The organism is Streptomyces sp. NPDC055078 (genome assembly GCF_053607985.1).
This window is the reverse complement of sequence record NZ_JBSGUP010000121.1, coordinates 1-15,997: the sequence shown is the minus strand read 5'-3', so window position 1 is coordinate 15,997 and position 15,997 is coordinate 1. Positions and strand designations below refer to the sequence as shown.

Annotated in this window: 13 protein-coding genes and 2 pseudogenes; 5 read left to right on the top strand and 10 right to left on the bottom strand. The window is 72.3% G+C overall.

Annotated elements, in window-relative coordinates; genetic code table 11:
- Nucleotides 1-95: 95 nt before the first annotated feature.
- A complete protein-coding gene (locus ACWF94_RS13530; RefSeq protein WP_453487499.1) occupies nt 96-1,058 on the bottom strand; it encodes a fibronectin type III domain-containing protein in 963 nt (320 codons plus the stop codon).
- Nucleotides 1,059-1,392: 334 nt separating this feature from the next.
- On the opposite strand from ACWF94_RS13530, the gene ACWF94_RS13525 reads away from it, so the two are divergent.
- Nucleotides 1,393-2,013, top strand: coding sequence for a TIGR03086 family metal-binding protein (locus ACWF94_RS13525; protein WP_453487498.1), 621 nt, complete (start codon nt 1,393-1,395; stop codon nt 2,011-2,013).
- A 44-nt stretch (nt 2,014-2,057) separates the two neighbouring features.
- On the opposite strand, the gene ACWF94_RS13520 is transcribed toward ACWF94_RS13525, so the two are convergent.
- The 9 genes and pseudogenes from ACWF94_RS13520 to ACWF94_RS13480 form a co-directional block, all read right to left on the bottom strand.
- Nucleotides 2,058-4,244 (bottom strand): HEAT repeat domain-containing protein, encoded by a 2,187-nt coding sequence (locus ACWF94_RS13520; protein ID WP_453487497.1) that lies wholly within the window; start codon nt 4,242-4,244, stop codon nt 2,058-2,060.
- Between the two features lie 153 nt (nt 4,245-4,397).
- A complete protein-coding gene (locus ACWF94_RS13515; RefSeq protein WP_453487496.1) occupies nt 4,398-5,774 on the bottom strand; it encodes an 8-oxoguanine deaminase in 1,377 nt (458 codons plus the stop codon).
- Nucleotides 5,775-5,830: 56 nt separating this feature from the next.
- Nucleotides 5,831-6,865, bottom strand: coding sequence for a factor-independent urate hydroxylase (pucL, locus tag ACWF94_RS13510; RefSeq protein ID WP_453487495.1), 1,035 nt, complete (start codon nt 6,863-6,865; stop codon nt 5,831-5,833).
- Nucleotides 6,866-6,872: 7 nt separating this feature from the next.
- Nucleotides 6,873-7,871, bottom strand: coding sequence for a 2-oxo-4-hydroxy-4-carboxy-5-ureidoimidazoline decarboxylase (gene uraD, locus ACWF94_RS13505; RefSeq protein WP_453487494.1), 999 nt, complete (start codon nt 7,869-7,871; stop codon nt 6,873-6,875).
- Nucleotides 7,872-8,050: 179 nt separating this feature from the next.
- Complete coding sequence (locus ACWF94_RS13500; protein WP_453487500.1) at nt 8,051-8,383, bottom strand: helix-turn-helix domain-containing protein; 333 nt, start codon at nt 8,381-8,383, stop codon at nt 8,051-8,053.
- A 218-nt stretch (nt 8,384-8,601) separates the two neighbouring features.
- Nucleotides 8,602-8,835: pseudogene (locus tag ACWF94_RS13495) on the bottom strand (thiamine-binding protein); the annotation flags it as partial.
- A gap of 70 nt (nt 8,836-8,905) precedes the next feature.
- Complete coding sequence (locus ACWF94_RS13490) at nt 8,906-10,567, bottom strand: PucR family transcriptional regulator (RefSeq protein WP_453487493.1); 1,662 nt, start codon at nt 10,565-10,567, stop codon at nt 8,906-8,908.
- 175 nt (nt 10,568-10,742) lie between these two features.
- Nucleotides 10,743-12,293, bottom strand: coding sequence for a hydantoinase/oxoprolinase family protein (locus tag ACWF94_RS13485; RefSeq protein WP_453487492.1), 1,551 nt, complete (start codon nt 12,291-12,293; stop codon nt 10,743-10,745).
- On the bottom strand, nt 12,290-13,363 hold the full coding sequence (locus tag ACWF94_RS13480; RefSeq protein ID WP_453487491.1) for a DUF917 domain-containing protein: 1,074 nt from the start codon (nt 13,361-13,363) through the stop codon (nt 12,290-12,292). The genes ACWF94_RS13485 and ACWF94_RS13480 overlap by 4 nt, the downstream gene beginning before the upstream one ends.
- 306 nt (nt 13,364-13,669) lie before the next feature.
- Between ACWF94_RS13480 and ACWF94_RS13475 the strand changes: the two genes are divergently transcribed.
- The 4 genes and pseudogenes from ACWF94_RS13475 to ACWF94_RS13460 all read left to right on the top strand — a co-directional run.
- Nucleotides 13,670-14,347, top strand: a complete 678-nt coding sequence (locus ACWF94_RS13475) for a nitroreductase family protein (RefSeq protein ID WP_453487490.1) — start codon at nt 13,670-13,672, stop codon at nt 14,345-14,347.
- A complete protein-coding gene (locus ACWF94_RS13470; RefSeq protein WP_453487489.1) occupies nt 14,347-14,655 on the top strand; it encodes a DUF6092 family protein in 309 nt (102 codons plus the stop codon). Before ACWF94_RS13475 ends, ACWF94_RS13470 begins: the two co-directional genes overlap by 1 nt.
- 205 nt (nt 14,656-14,860) lie before the next feature.
- Nucleotides 14,861-15,649, top strand: coding sequence for a hypothetical protein (locus ACWF94_RS13465; RefSeq protein WP_453487488.1), 789 nt, complete (start codon nt 14,861-14,863; stop codon nt 15,647-15,649).
- Between the two features lie 113 nt (nt 15,650-15,762).
- Nucleotides 15,763-15,997: pseudogene (locus ACWF94_RS13460) on the top strand (GNAT family N-acetyltransferase); the annotation flags it as partial.

Genomic DNA, 15,997 nt, shown 5'->3' with positions numbered 1-15,997 from the left:
GTGCGCACCCTGGCAGGCAACTCCACCCCGAGCCCTCATGCCGGACAGGCTTGATGTGCGCGGGGCACCGGTCGGGCAGCGCGCTGGGCAGACGGCTAGCGGACCACCACCGTGCGCTGGGCGGAGAAGTCGCCCCACTTCCCGTCCGGGAGCTTCGCCCGGAGTTTGATGCTGTAGCGGGTGCCGGGGGGATCGGTGACGGTCATCGTGTACGTCGCCGTCTTCCCGGTCGGTGGGGCGCCCCAGACGATGGTGGTGGCCGGTTTCCCGTTGAGATACAGCTCATGGGTCTCGATCGGGCCGTCCGCCTCGGGCGGCGTCCAGCTCAGATCGATGCTGCCCTTGCGGGCGGTGGCCTTCAGATCGGTGGGAGCGGTGCTGGGGCCCTCACCCTGGGCGGCGGGGGTGGTGAGGTCCACGGCGTTGCTGTCGGGCGAGGAGTTCTCGGCCGCGTCACGGGCGCGCACCGTGAAGGAGTAGACGGTGCCGGGCCGCAGTCCGGTGACGCGGGCCGTCGTCTCGGTGCCGGACACACTGTGGACGCGCGAGTTCTCCTGGTAGATGTCGTACGAGGTCACCTTGGTGTTGTCGGTGGCCGCGCGCCAGCTCAGCGTGACGGCTCGCCCCCCGTCGAGCTTGCCGCCGAGTCCGGCGGGCCGGGTGGGGGCCTTGTTGTCGTCCGGGGTCGGCTCGGGGGTCGTGACCGCTGTCGCGGGGCTGGGCTCGGAGAGATTGCCCGCCGCGTCACGGGCCCGGACGGTGAAGCTGTACGCGGTCTTCGGAGTCAGCTCGTCCACGTCGACCATCGTCTTGGTGGCGGGCACCGATTTCACTCTGGTGTCCTTCTGGAACACCTCGTAGCCGGTGACGCCCTTGTTGTCGGCGGCCTTCTCCCACATGACGTGGACGGATGTGGCGCTGCCCGCCTGCGCGGTGACGGACGAGGGGGTGGTGGGGGACTCGGTGTCCTTGCTCTCGCCCTTGTCGTCACCCCCGCAGGCGGTGAGCAGGAGCGCGGCGGCGATGACCAGCGCGGGCAGTGTGGGGGGACGTTGCACGGGTGGGACCTCCGCAAGCGGATGGGAATGGTCCAGACCTATATGACACAGGTGTACGGCGACTTCAAGCCCCGCAGTACCGGGGAGAAGGAAGTCACCCCGCGTACAGGGGCATTGACGACATCCGGCCGGCCGCCCCGCCGGGAACCGATGGGCGCGATCCATGGCCGTACGGTGCCGGGGCGGGGGCAGTGCCGGGGCGGGGTGCCGGCTCTGCTGTGGGTGCCGGGGCGCCGTGGTGGCGGGTCCGGTGGGGCACATACGACACCGGGGGCGGGGGCAGCGGGACGCTGGGGCGCCGATGAGTTCTGGGCGTCGCGGCCGTCTGCCCTGTATGGAATCGACCACATCGAGTACCTCGAACACCCAGTCCGCCGGACCGGATCTGCGACCCGCCGCCGATGCCGTCGCCCGGCTGCTCGATGCCGTCGGCGATGACCGGCTCGGCGATCCGACTCCCTGCCCCCGGTACGCCGTACGCGAACTGCTCGGACATCTCGCCGGGCTCGCCGTCGCCTTCCGTGACGCCGCCCGCAAGGAGCTGGGGCCGACGACCGACACCGATCCCGGCAGCTCACTGCCCGTGCTGGAGGACGACTGGCGGAGCACGCTGCCGAGGCGGCTGGCGGAACTGGCCGAGGCATGGGAGCGGCCCGCGGCCTGGGAGGGGGACACCAGGGCCGGAGGCATCGATCTGCCCGCGCCGGTCGCGGGGCGGGTCGCGATGAACGAGCTGGTGATCCACGGCTGGGATCTGGCCCGCGCCACGGGGCAGCCCTACGCGCCCGGTGAGTCGAGCCTCCGTGTCTCGTACGAACTGCTCAGCCCCACTGAGGACGATCCGGGCAGCGAGGGGCTGTTCGGTCCCGTGGTGCCGGTCCCCGAGGACGCGCCGCTGCTCGACCGGGTGGTGGGGCTGAGCGGGCGGCGGCCCGACTGGAAGCCGGAGGGGTAGGGGGGCGAGTCCCGGCACGGTTCCGGGCTACCGGGGATTCGGGCTCAGGCCCCTGGCTCAGGGACGAGCAGCCGGCGGGCACGCTCCCGCAGACGCTCGTCCGCCGGGACTATCTCCGGCTCAAGACCCGAGGTCACCACACGGAGGTCACGCTCGGCGAGGGTGGTCAGCCGGGTCGTGGTGTCGGGGGTGAGAGCCTCCGGGCCGAGGGTGCCGAGGGCTTCGAGCGCCGTGGCCGCGTCGGCGTCGCGTTCGGCGGAGGTCAGCAGCAGATCGGCCGCCTGGGCGGCATCGAGGGCGCAGCCCGTCGACTGCAGGGCGATGATCGCGGTCGGGGCCTGGACGGGGTCGTCCAGCAGGGCCTCCAGCGCGGGCGCCAGCTCCCGGGCGGCGGGGCCCAGCTCCGCCGCCGCGCGGGCCGCGTTGGTGAGGGGCCAGCGGGTCCACATCCCGTCGGCCGCTTCGGCCAGCACTCCCCCGAGCACCTTCACCGCCTCGTCCGCGTCGCCCGTCAGCCGCCACAGCGCCAGGGCGGTCTGGATGTCGGTGTTCATGGCGGGGACGGTCCGGGTGTCCCCACCGGGGCTCAGGGCCGCCCGCAGCTCGGGAACCAGCACCGCCGCGTCCGGGCCCAGCGCCGCCACCGTCTTCGGGACCTGGGGATCGATGTCCTCGCGCAGCACATCTCTGAGCGCGGTCACCAGCGGGCCGGTCTCCCCCGACAGGCTCCACAGGGCCTCGGCCGCCGCACAGCGGTCCCTGGGCTCCCCAGACTCGGCCGCCCGGCGCAGCAGGGCGGCGGTGGCCGGGCGCCCCTCCGGCGGGCAGACGGCCGCGAGCGCCGGGGGAACCAGGGCGGGGAACCGGTCGAGCACCGCGGTCAGTTCGGGCAGGCAGGCCGCCGCGCGCGGGCCCCACTGGGCGAGCAGTCGCGTCAACTCGGCCGCCGCGTCCCGCCCGAGGTCGTCGGCGGTGAGGCGGATACGGATCGCGTTCAGCAACTCGGGCGCGTACGGCACGGGGAGCGAGGCGCGCAGGCCGCGCGTACCCGTGACGGCGGCGAGGGCGCGGGAGCGGTTGCCCAGATCGCGCGCGAGCAGCGGCGCGGCCTGCTCGGGGGCGACCCGGACGAGCACCGCGAGCGCCCGGTCGGCGAGGTCGCCGTCGGCTCCGGCGAGCGCCGCCAGCATGGGGGCGGCGGGCTCGGCGTGGGCGCCCAGCTTGTCGAGGATCGGCAGCAGCGACGCCATATGGGTGAAGGCGGGGTCGGCGGGGAGCGCCAGCAGCGCAGGTGCCAGCCGCCCCGGTGCGCCACGGGAGATCATGCAGGCGTGCTCGGCGGCCCACAGCGCCTCCTTGCGCGCGTCGGGGCCGGTCAGCCGCAGGGCCGCCTCGATCAGCTCGTACGCCGACGCGCGGTCGGTGTCCGTGTCGCGGTGCAGCAGCGCGTCCACGATGTAGTGCAGCGGCTCGGTGCGGTCCTGGTCGAGCCCGGAGACGAGCGGGTCGGCCGGCAGCAGCGACAGCACCGTGTCCCGGTGCTCGGGCGACCACGGCAGGCCCGCGTCCAGCGACGCCATCACGGCGACGATCCGCAGTTCGGCCGGCTCATCGGCGGCGAGCGCCGCCCGCACCGCCGGGGTGGTGCTCCGGGGGTCGAGGCGGACCAGCGCGGCGAGCAGCCCCGCCCGTACCCCCGGATCCCGCTCCAGGGTCCAGCGGCGGCGCAGCGCGGGCAGGACCACGGGCGTGCCGGTGCGGCCGGTCGCCCAGACGGCGGCCAGCCGCACACTGTCGTCGGCCGACTCCAGCAGCGGCAGCAGCAGGGGCAGTTCGGCCGCGACCGCCGCGCGGCAGGCGCCCGGGCGCGGGGCGTCGTACGCGTCGTACTCGGCGTGTGCGCGGTACCCCTCGTACCCGGTGTGCGCGTCCTGTCCGTCGTACGCGGCGTCGCTCTCGGCTATGCCGCCGAGCAGCACCAGCAGTTCGAGCGTACGGGCGCCGGCCGCCGCGATCCTGGCGAGGAAGGGGACCGCCGCCACGGTCGCCCCGTACACCGTGCCCTGATGGAGGATGCTGCCCCACAGCTCGTCGAGGGCCTCGGCCGCCTGGTCCTCGTCCCCCGCGATGGCCCGCAGGACGTCGGGCAGGTCCGTCGCATCCCCGTAGGCATGCTCCAGCTCTGTCCAGCGCACGCTGTCCAGTCCCCCGAAAACCTGTTCAAGATCCATGCCTCACAGCATGGCAGGAGGGACTGACAACGCGACCTCCCATGACGGCACTTCTCGCCCAGGCGTTCGGACGACCGGCCCGCCCGCGGCCGTGCGCAGACGTACATACACCCGCGTACGCGCCCCGTGCACGCCCGTCCGCACCCGTACGCGTCAGGCACCCGCCGCGATACGGGCCAGCCGCCGGGCCTCGGCGCGGGTGGTGCGGGCGATGGCGGCTTCGTCCACGGTGGTGAGGCGGGTGTCTTCGACGACGGTCCGGCCGCCGACGAGGGAGAGGGTCACGGGTGCGGGCGCCCCCAGGACGAGCGCGGCCACCGGGTCGGCGATGGACGCGTGGGCGAGGGTGTCCAGCTTCCACAGGACGAGGTCGGCGAGCTTCCCGGGCTCCAGGGAGCCGATCTCGGCCGCACGGCCGAGGACCTGGGCGCCGCCGTAGGTGCCGAGGCGCAGGGCCCGCCGGGTCGTCAGGGCGGCTTCGCGGTGGGCGCCGAGGCGGTTGATCAGCAGGGTGTTGCGCAGTTCCGTATGGAGTTCGCCGGACTCGTTGGAGGCGGTGCCGTCGACGCCGAGTCCGACGGGCACGCCCGCCCTCAGCAGGTCGGGGACCCGGGCGATGCCCGCCGCGAGCCGGGCGTTGGATGACGGGCAGTGGGCGACGCCGGTGCCCGTGCGGGCGAAGGCGGCGATGTCCGTGTCGTTCATATGGACGCAGTGCGCCATCCAGACGTCCGGCCCGAGCCAGCCGGTCGACTCGAAGTAGTCGGTCGGGCCCATCCCGAACTGCTCCTTGCAGAACTGCTCCTCCTCGACCGTCTCCGAACCGTGCGTATGCAGCCGCACCCCCTTGAGGCGGGCCAGTTCCGCGCCCTGCCGCATCAGTTCGGTGGAGACGGAGAACGGCGAGCAGGGCGCGACGGCGATCCGGGTCATCGCGTCCGGCGCGGGGTCGTGGTGGGCGTCGATGGTCTCCTCGGTGGCGGCGAGCGCTCCGTCGAGGCTCTCGACCGCGAAGTCCGGGGGCAGTCCGCCGTCCGATGTCCCCCGGTCCATGGAGCCCCGCGCGAGGGTGAAGCGGACGCCCGTCTCCCGCGCGGCGCCGATGATCGCGCCGGACAGATCGCCGGAGCCGCGCGGATGGACGTAGTGGTGGTCCATGGCGGTCGTGACGCCGCCCCGGGCCATCATGGCGAGCGAGCCCTGTGCCGCCGCCCGGACCATCGGCTCGTCGATACGCGCCCAGGTCGGATAGAGCGCGACCAGCCAGTCGAAGAGGCTGTGGTCGGTCGCCAGGCCCCGGGTGAGGAACTGGTAGAAGTGATGGTGCGTACTGATCAGGCCCGGGGTGACGAGATGGCCGGTGCCGTCGACCCGGCGGACGACATTCGCCAGCCCCTCAGGGGCGCTGCCCGCTCCGACCGACTCGATCCGGTCGTCCGCGACGACGAGATGGCCGCCGCCGTACTCGGTGTCGTTCGCGTCCACGGTCGCGATGTCGCAGTTCTCGATGACGATGCGCGAAACCGCCATGCCCCGGTCCTCGTTTCTGTGTGGTCGTGGTCGTGGTCGGTCGTGCTCGCGGGCGGTCAGGGACTGGTCATGTCGACCGGTATGCGCTGCTCGGCCCCCGCCCTCAGAACCGTCGCCTCGATCAGACCGTAGGGGCGGTCGGCGGCGAGGTACACCTCATGGTCGTTCCGGAGACCGAACGGTTCCAGGTCCACCAGGAAATGGTGCTTGTTGGGGAGGGAGAAACGGATCTCGTCTATGGCGGCGCCGTGGTCGATGACACGTACGCCCATCTGATAGAGCGTCTGTTGCAGCGAGCGCGAGTAAGTCTCGGCGAACGCCTGGAGCAGGTGCTGTCTCGCCTGCTCGTACGCCGCGTCCCAGTCGGGCATGGGGCTGTCGTCCGATGTCCAGTTGTAGCGCCAGCGGGCGGATACCTCGGTGGCGAGAACACGGTCGTGGGCTTCCTTGAGCGTGGTGTATCCGTCCTTGACGAAGCCCCGGAATTCGGAGTCCGTCGAGTTCATCAGGGTGAGGTCCTTGAGCCCGGAGATGATCTGCCAGCGCTCACCGTCGTAGGAGATCTCCGCCACCCTGGTCTCCTGGCCGCTGCGGACGAAAGAGTGCCCGGTACCGGCCGCGTCCGCCGTGTCGGCCGCGTCAGCCGAATCGGCCGCGTCAGCCGAATCGGCCATGCCGCCCGTGCCATCCCTACGGCCCGTGCCCCTACCGCCCGCGCCATCAGCGGTCCCGATGCGGCCCCAGGCGTATTCCTCGATACGGATGCGTGCCGAATGGATCGGTTCCTGTGAGGTCACGAAATGGCGGGCCAGCCGGATGCCGAACTGCTCGGCGGAATCGATGCCGTACTCCCTGGCGAACGCGTACACCGTGTTCTTGGTGGTGTCGGTCGGCAGGACATGGGCGTTCGAACCGGAGTAGTGGACCTCTTCCATATCGCCGGAGAGGGCGACGGAGACATTGAGATCCTTGATGTGGTGAGTGCCGCCGTCCCGGGTGATCCGGACGACCCTGGTCTCCGCTTTGCCGTACTGGTTCTGCCCGAGGATCACCGGGCGCGGCGGGCCGGTGGGGTGCGATATCGCTGTCATGGGTCCGCTAACTCCCTCGGTATACGGAGTAGCCGTACGGATTGAGCAGCAGCGGTACGTGATAGTGCTCGCCCGCCACGACGGCGAACGTGACCGCCACTTCCGGGAAGAACGCACCGCCCTCCCTTCCACCGGGGGCCTGATGGTCCGCCCCGGCGAGGTATGGCCCGGTCCGGAAGTCGAGGCGTACCTGCGTCGTCTCCGCCGGCAGCGCCGGAAGGTCCGCGCACCGTCCGTCCGCGTCGGTCGTGGAACCGCCGAGCGCCGCCCAGGCCGCGCCGGAGTCACTGCGGGCCGACAGGGCGACGGCGACGCCGGCGGCCGGGCGGCCGATGGTGGTGTCCAGAATGTGGGTGGACACCGACGCGATGGTTTCCGTGCTCATGAGCCCTTCTTCTCTGTCTCTCCTTTGCGCGGCGGCGGACGCCGACGCCTCCGGCGGCGCGGGCAGTCCCAGTCGCTCCGTGATGAACCGGGCCAGCCGGATGCGGTTGATCCTGCCCAGCTCGGTACGGGCGATCTCCCGCTCCCGCTCCGGTGAGTTCCGGATCCGTACCCGAACGGCGTCACGCATCTGCTCACCGGTCAGTCCCGTGGCGCAGATCAGAAAGACATGGCCGAATCTGCGCTGATACGCCAGGTTCAGTTCGAGCAGTTCGGCCTTGAGGCCGTCCGGGGAACCGGCGAGCCCGCTCTGTTCACCCGCCGACACCGGATCGCCCGGTTCCGGGCGGCCGATCGGCGGGTGTCCCGCCATCGCCTCCAGCAGCTCCCCGGTGGTCAGCCCGGCCGTCGCCGCGTCGCTCGCGGCGAGGAGGGCCGCGGTGGTCGCGTAGGGGCCACGGTCGAGCACCCCGCTCACCCAGGCCCGGCCGGCGCACACCTCATGGAGCGCCGCGATCAGGTCGGTGTCCGCGGGTGCGTCGAACCGGGCGAGGCCCGCGACCGGCTCCGGGCTCCTCCCCGGGGGACTCGCGGGGCTCTGGGGGCTCTGGGGACTCGGCATCAGGAGAGCCTCCGTGGCTGTTGATGGCTCTGAGTCGAACAGGCTGTCGCACAGCTAACGCCCTCACTCCGGCGACGTCAACAGTTTGTTGAAAAATTGGGTACGCGGAAGCCACGGCCCGGAATCGGGGCCTTTTATCGCGTGCCGCCGGTCAGCCGCTTTACGGCGCGTCCTGCCGGTTACGGCGCGTCCTGCCGGTTCAGATAGTTGTAGACGGTGAACCGGCTGACACCGAGCGCCCCGGCGACCGTCTCCACCCCATGGCGCACCGAGAAGGCGCCGCGCGCCTCCAACTGGCGTACGACCGACTGTTTCGTCCTGCGGTCCAGCTCGGCCAGGGGCATTCCATGACGGCGCTCCAGGGCGGTCAGGATGTGGTCGAGCGAATCGGAGAGCTGCGGCAGGCGTACGGCGATGACGTCCTCGCCCTCCCAGGCCAGCACCACATCGTCGGGGCCCGCCTGGGAGGGCGCGATGATCACCGCGCCCAGGGCGTCGGCCAGGGGGCGCACGGCATGGGCGAGCGGATGCGCGGCGGTGGTGCAGACGGGCGGCTCCTGCTCGGCCCGGTCCCGCGCGGACCCCGTCGTCTCGGGCGCGCTCACCGCTCCCCCTCCGCCGCGCCGGATGCCCCGCCGGATGCGCCGCCAGATGCGCTGCCAGACCCCGTGCCGGATGCCCCGCCGGATGCGCCGCCAGACCCCGTGCCGGGTGCCGCGTCGGGCGGCGGCACCACATTGAGCTGCAGGGAGACCCGGGTGGCCCCGGCGGCGAGGGTGCGGCGCAGCACCGCGTCGACGGCGGTGAGTATCGCGTCGGCGGTGCCCTCCGCCGTATTGCCGAACGGTCCGACGTCCACCGTGTCAAGACCGGCCGACCGGATGACCTCCCGGGCGACGACCGCGTGGGCGGGCGCCTCGTCCAGATCGAAGGGCTCGGTGGTGAACTCCACACTCAGTCGCACTGTGCCTCCATGCGTTGGCTTCTGTCCGCACCCCACGGCCGGAGAGCGGACCGACGGCGCCGGGCCCGGGTCATCGCGCCCGCCGGTCGATTCCGGCGACGCGGGTCGCCAGATGCGCCACGAGCCGCTCGTCCGGGCGGGAGAGATCCACGGGAAGCATCGCCCGGATGCGTTCCAGCCGGTGCAGCACGGTGTTGCGGTGGACACCGAGGACACCGGCGGTCGTGGTCGCGGAGGACTCGTGGTCGAGATAGCAGCCGAGGGTGTGGACCAGTTCGCCCGTGGGGTCGGCGGCCCACAGGGGCTCCAGCAGATCGGCGGCCACCTCGCGCAGGGGCCCGGAGCCGTACCAGCCCACCAGCAGTCGTTTCAGGCTCATGGCGTCGATGTGCTCGACGGCACCGGCGATGTCCTGGGTCCGCGCGAGCAGACACGCCTGCTGGGCCTCGTGCAGCGACTCCTTGAGTCCGGCGGTGCCCGCGTGGGGCCGGCCGATCCCGGCGCAGAGCCGCAGGCGTGGCCAGTCCCGCTCCTCCTGGAGCAGTGCCCGCCGTACGCCCCGGGCGAGCTGGTTACTGCGCAGCGCCTCGGGCTCGGTGTCCGCCGTCGTCCAGAACGCCCAGCCGTCCGGGCGCTCGACCAGGCTCGCGGTGATCCCGTGGTGGCTGAGCGCGTCCTCGACGCGCTGCGCCAGTTCCATGGGGCGCGACCGGTCGGCGGGCCGGCTGACGACGACATGGATCGCGGTGTGCCAGCCGGAGAGCCGCCAGCCCGCCGCGGTCGCGCGCTCGACCGTCCGGCCCGGGGGTGCCTCCGCGTGTTCCAGGATCTCCGTGAGCAGCAGCGCCCGCCGGCGGCTCTGGCGTTCGGCCGCGAGCGACTGGGTGGCCAGATAGGCGGTGAACGCCCAGGCGCCGATGCCCAGCGCCTGCTGTACCGGCTCCGTCAGTGATGAACCCGCCCGGGGCAGCCGGGCCGTCAGCCACAGATTGGCCGGCCCGCCGGGAGTGAGGGTGAGCGGCTGGAGCAGCACCCGGTGCTCCCCCGCTGCCTCCGCCGACGAGGTGGCGGGCCGGCCGCGCTGGAGGTGTCCCACCAGGTCGGCGGCGACGAGCGCCTCACTGGCGAGGGCGTCCCCGGCGACGAGGCGGCCCTCGGTGTCCACCAGCGCGACCGGGGTGTTGAGTGTCGCGCGCAGGACGGCGACCAGCCCTTCCGGGGTCTGCGGCGCGGTCCTCAGCCGGTGCGCGGTCTGGCCCACCATCTTGGCGCCGACCACCTCGGGACCGCGTACATACGGATCGAGGGTCGAGACGACCGCCGCGGTGTCGACCTGGTCCAGCAGGACCACCGGCACATCGAACTTGTCGGCGAGCCGCCGGGCCGCGAGCGGCACCGCCGTGGCGGGCCGCTGGAGGATCAGTCCGGCGATGCCGACGCTGTGGCCGAGTCGGATCGCGTAGTCGACGAGGACATCGGCCGCGTCGAGCCGGCTCGGTTCGAAGACGACGGCCGTCCCGGCGCGCAGATCGCCGACCCGGCGCGGCGATGTCCCGGGCAGCACCGCGGTGAGCCTGCGGTCAAGACCCGCCGCGCCACCCACCACCTGGTGTCCGGGCAGCAGCCCGAGGGCGAGCAGCTGTCCGAGGCTGACGTATCCCGACTGGTCCGGCACGGCGTCATTGTCCCCCACGATCGGTGTCGGCGGCGGTACGGCGGTACGGCGGTACATCCTGGCAGCGGCAGCGCTTCGGCGGTACTGCGGCGCGCACCGGCACCCGCACCGGCACCCGCACCGGCATCCACGGCGGACCGCACCGGCAGCGGTACGGCACGGCCCGCACCGGCTGTCGGGGAGCCGTCCCGCGGGCCGGGGCGGACAGGCCCTTAAGGCCGGCGAAGCCGCCCTACTGCTCCAGCAGGGGTCCGGCCGCCTTGACCAGCACCCGGGCGCAGTCCCCCGGCACATAGGTCATGGGAATCTCGTTCACCGTGGTGATCCGTACCCGGGCCGGATCGGCGCCCGCCCGGACCGCTGCCTCGGTGGCGGCCCGCTTGGCGTCGCCGAGGCACTCCTCCCGGCTGCTGTTCTCGAACCGGTAGGCCCGGTCGACAGTCCCCGACGCCTCCGCGATGGCGGCGCCGATGGCGTTCGCGACGGATGCGTGCTCGTGCCGGTGGACCTCACTGACGCCGGGAATCGCGTCGGGGACGAGATGGGCGGCGCCGCCGACGGCGACCAGGGGCATATCGACCCGGGCGGCCTTGATCCGTTCCGCGAGGACCTGGATGCGGTCGTCCACCCAGCCGAGCGCGTCGGCGACGGTCCGGTGGGGTACGCCGGCGGCCCGTTCGCGGTCGCCGAAGTCGGCCCGTCCCGCCAGGACCGAGATATCGGAGAGGGTGAGTGTGTCGCCGCCGAAGATCCGGGCCTGTTCGGTCAGCCGGTACCCCACGCTGTCGGGGCCGACCGCCAGTTCCGGCTCGGTCCGTACGATCGTGCCGCCGCCCAGGCCGATCGAGATCAGGTCGGGCATCCGGTAGTTGGTGCGCACCCCGCCGATCTCGACCGCGAGGGCGGACGCGCGCGGGAAACCGTCCACGAGCAGTCCGACATCCGCCGAGGTGCCGCCGACGTCCATGACGATCGCGTCGGACAGACCGGAGAGATAGGCCGCGCCCCGCATGGAGTTGGTCGGTCCGGACCCGATGGTGAGGATGGGACGGCGCATCGCCTCCGTGGCGGACAGCAGGGTGCCGTCGTTCTGTGTCACATAGATGTCGCCGCGCAGCCGGTGACTGTCCAGGGCCTGTTCGAGCCCCCCGACGATGCTCCGGCCGACGAAGGTCAGCGCGCCGTTGAGGACCGCCGAGTTCTCCCGTTCGAGCAGGCCGAGGCCGCCGACCTCGTGCCCCATGGTGACGGGGATGCCGTCGCCGAGCACCTCGGCGATGATCCGGGCCGCGTGGATCTCGTGCTCGGGGTTGGCGGGCGAGGTCACGCCGGTCAGGGCGATGGCGTCGACCCGGTCCCGGCACGCCTCGGCGAAGCGCCGGACCGCGTCGGTGTCCAGCGGGTTGATCTCGGTGCCCTCGTACTCGTGGCCGCCGCGGATGATCTCGACATGGCCGCGTACGGCGTCCGCCAGGTCGGCGGGCCAGCCGGCGAGCGGTGCGACGGACAGGGTCGCGGGCGCGGCGATGCGCAGAATGCCGACGCGCGCCAGGTCCTTGCGCCGGATGACGGCGTTCACCGGATGGGTCGTGCCGAGCATCACCTGTCCGACCGCGTCGGGGTCGACCTCGGCGAGTACGCCCGCCAGTGCCGCGCGGATACCGTCGAACGCCTCCGGGGTGGTGGCGGCCTTGTGCCGGCTGACGACCTGCCCGAGCCGGTCGACGGCCACCGCGTCCGTGTTGGTGCCGCCGACGTCGATGCCGATGCGCAGGGAACTCACTTCGCGCCTCCGAAGGGGACGTAGTCGATGTCGTACCCGAAGGCCCGGGGACCGGCGAGGGCGAGGCCCTCAGGGGTGCGCCAGCGGTCGAGCGCGGGCATCGCGATGAGGTGCAGCCGCTGCCCGTAGGCGAGCGCCTCGGTGGTCAGCGGCACGCCCGTCTCGATGTCGATGAGGGTGATGAGGTCCGGCACGGTCACCTTGGGCTCGCCGTCCTCGAAGGCCACCAGGTTCTCGTTCTGGATCTCGACCCGCATGACGCGGTCGTCGGACTCCAGATGCTGGAGGGTGACGGTGCCCCGCGCCCAGCCGCCGGTCGTCCGCCGCTCGATGTCGGCGACCTTGCCGGTGAAGAGGATCTCCGCGTCGCAGAACCTCAGGAACTCCTCGTACGCACCCGGCCGCCCCTCCTGGATGGCACGGATCCGCCGGCCGATCTCCAGGCAGTAGGTGAGCGAGCCGTTCGCGCCGTGTTCGACGCACTGCCCGGCGGTGACGGAGTAGGCGCTCATCACGGCGACCATGCCCATCTCGGCGACGCAGGCGCGGACGAGCTTCTCCCCCATGGCGTTGTCGACGCTCTCGAAGAGCACATAGTTGCCCTTGACGTCGGCCAGGGTCATCGGTGACGACGACAGACCGGCCAGGGTGAACAGGGTCAGCTCGATCTGCGGGAACGCGCGGCGCATCGAGTCGGCGTCCACACAGGGCAGGCCGAGTTCCGCCGCGACGACGAGCGGGAAGAGGGAGTTCATGCCGCCGTTCTCGATCGGCAGGACCGCGACCCCGGTACGTCCCAGGTGGCTCTCCAGCGCGCGCAGCACCTTCCCGGCCTCGCCGCCGTTGGGGAACTTCTCCACGATCACGGTCGGCGCTCCCACCATCGCGACCGGCAGCAGCAGGCCGTCGGGGTCGAGGTCGGCCGCCTGGACCACTTCGATCGGGCCGTGCCTGCCGATGGCCTCGCTGAGCATGAGTTTCGCGATGTACGGGTCTCCACCGCCGCCCGTGCCGAGCACCACCGCGCCCAGGGCCAGGTCTTCGACGTCGTCCAGTGTGATGTAGGTCATCGACTCACCTCCGTAGACACCGAGCGAACCAGCAGTCCGGAGGGAAGTCATCGGGCAGTGTGCCCGGACCCGGCGGGTCTCTTGGGCGTTTCGCCCTGCCGAGCGGGCGCGGCCCCTTGCATGGGCCGGACGTCTGGACGACGGGCTCCGCCGGTGGGCGGAACGCCCACAGCCGCGCCATGTGTTGGGCATGGTGCACCTTGTCAGCCTTCGGCCATGAGCCCAGCCTGAAGTCCTGACCCGCCGCGCGCCACCCAGGAGTCACATCCGGCCCTCCCGGGCCGCCCAGCAACGTACGGAGGCCGCATGAAGCCCACCGTCTCCCACCCGAAAGCCCCGAAAGCCCCGGAAGTCCCGGAAGCTCCGGAAGCTCCGGAAGCCCCGAAGGCGACCCCGCCCCCCGACGCCCCGTCGACCGGTCCCGACGCGGTGGACGCCCCCCGGGCGCTCGATATCGCGGACGGTATGCGCCGCCGCCGTATGTACCGCGAGTTCGAGGACCGGCCGGTACCCCGTGAGCTGCTCGAACGCATGGTGTGGGCGGCGACCCGAGCCCAGCAGGCCAGATCCGGCGTACGCAACATCGTGGTCGTCGACGACCCGCGGCTGATGACCACCGCACGGCAGATCCTGCCGGGATTCGTCAACAACGCGCCCGCGATGCTCGTCCACTGCACGGACCTGGAGCGCGCCGCGCAGGTCATGGGCCGGCGCGGTGTCGATCTGGCGACCCGGCTGGACGCCGGGGCGGCCTGCGCACACCTCGCCCTGATGGCCCAGACCCTGGGGCTCGGCATCTGCACCATCACCAGCTGGGTCGGGGACGCCGTCTCGGCCCTCCTGGACCTGCCGCCGCACATCAGGCCCGATGTGACGATCGCCGTGGGATACGTGCCCCCGGCGCCCGCGCCCGGGGCGCGCGGCTTCACGACGTCGGTGCACCACAACCGCTTCGGATCCCCGTTCCCGAAGGAGGACCGCTGATGTCCGGGAGTCCCGACCAGAAGCTGTTCGAGATCATCACCCATCTGGTGTGCAGCGCCCCCGCGAGCCTTGATGAGACCCCGGTCCTCGCGGCCTTCCGGATGGTCGACGCGGCGAACCGGCTCATGGAACTCGCCGAGACGAGCGACGCATTCCGCCAGGACGAGTTCCTGAGCGCGGCGAAGGCCGACTATCTCGCGCATCTGAACCTCGTGATGACCGACCAGGCGGCGTTCGAGGCATGGCTCGGGGAGAATGTGCGGAGCTTCAGCCTGGAGGCACGCCGACGGGCCTGTGACACCGGCTGACCGACTCCCGTCCCGGGCGGGGAGCCGACGCGTTCGGTCCGCCCACCGCCGGTCCGGCGACTCGCGGTCGTACGACGTCCCTTCGCTTTCGTAACGGCGTCCGATCGCGGTCGTACGGGCGTTCACCAGATGGCCGGAACCACTTCCCGGCCACTGGCCGGTGGTGGACTATGGGGCGGGGACGAGGGACACAGGGGTGTGGAACATGGCCGAATCGATACCGGTGCGCTGCCCGTCCTGTCTGCGCGACCACGAGTACGCGTCGCCGGTGTACCCCTGTGCGTGCGGTGCCCCGCTGGTTCCGCCGCTGCTGAGCACCGCGCCGCCCGAGCGGATCGTCCGCCGTACCTGGGCTGAGGACTGGGTGATGGTGCGCTGCCCCGGCTGCGGCCGTCAGGACCACTGGCCGCAGCCCGAGCTGGGCTGCCCGTGCGGAACCCTGCTGCGGATACCGGTACGCCCGGCGGGCAGCGCCGTCCCGGGTGCGGGCGGCGACCGGGCCGGCGTCCCGGCTCCCCCGGCCCGCCCGCCGGCCCATATCCCGCTGCCGCGCACGGCCGGCACCCCGCGCCCCGCGTTCCGCCCGGTCACCATACGGACCGCTCGGGACGCCGTGGTGGCGGCGGAGCTGTATCTGACCTGGCTGGGGTTCCGCGAGGTGGGCAGGCACGAGGTGCACCGGCCGGAGGTACGGCCCGAGGTCAGGCGGGACGCCCGGCTCTCCACCACCGTCGATCTGCGGGGCACCGGGCTGATCGCCCAGGTCGACCCGTCCACCCGGCCCATCACCCTGCGCGATGTCGAGTGCCTGTGGCTGAACGGGCTGAGCGCGCCCCCGCCGGTGTCGACGGTCTTCTTCTCGCTGGCCGGATACGCCGACGACGCCCGCTCCCGCGCGGAGGCACTGGGCGTGCCGCTCTTCGTCCTGGACCTCACGGGCTGCCCCCAGCCGGTCAACGGCCCGGCGGCGGAACTGGTCTCCACGGGCGCATGAACCACACGGGTGCCCGGACCCCGGAGTGACGCGGGCGCCCGGACCCCGGGGTGAACCGCATGGGGGCGCCCCCGGACCGGCTCCGCCGAGGCGTACCGGTCGATAATTTCCGTATGCGTATCCGACAGGCCACCGCCGCCGACCTTCCGAGGCTCCAGGACATCGAGCGGGCGGCCGGGGAGCCGTTCCGCGCGCTCGGGATGGCGGCGATCGCCGATGACGAGCCGCCGGCGCTCGGCGTACTGGAGCGCTATCGCCGCGACCGCCGGGCCTGGGTCTGCGCCGATGACGGTGATCTCGCCGTGGCGTATCTGCTCCACGACGATGTCGACGGCGCGGCCCATAACG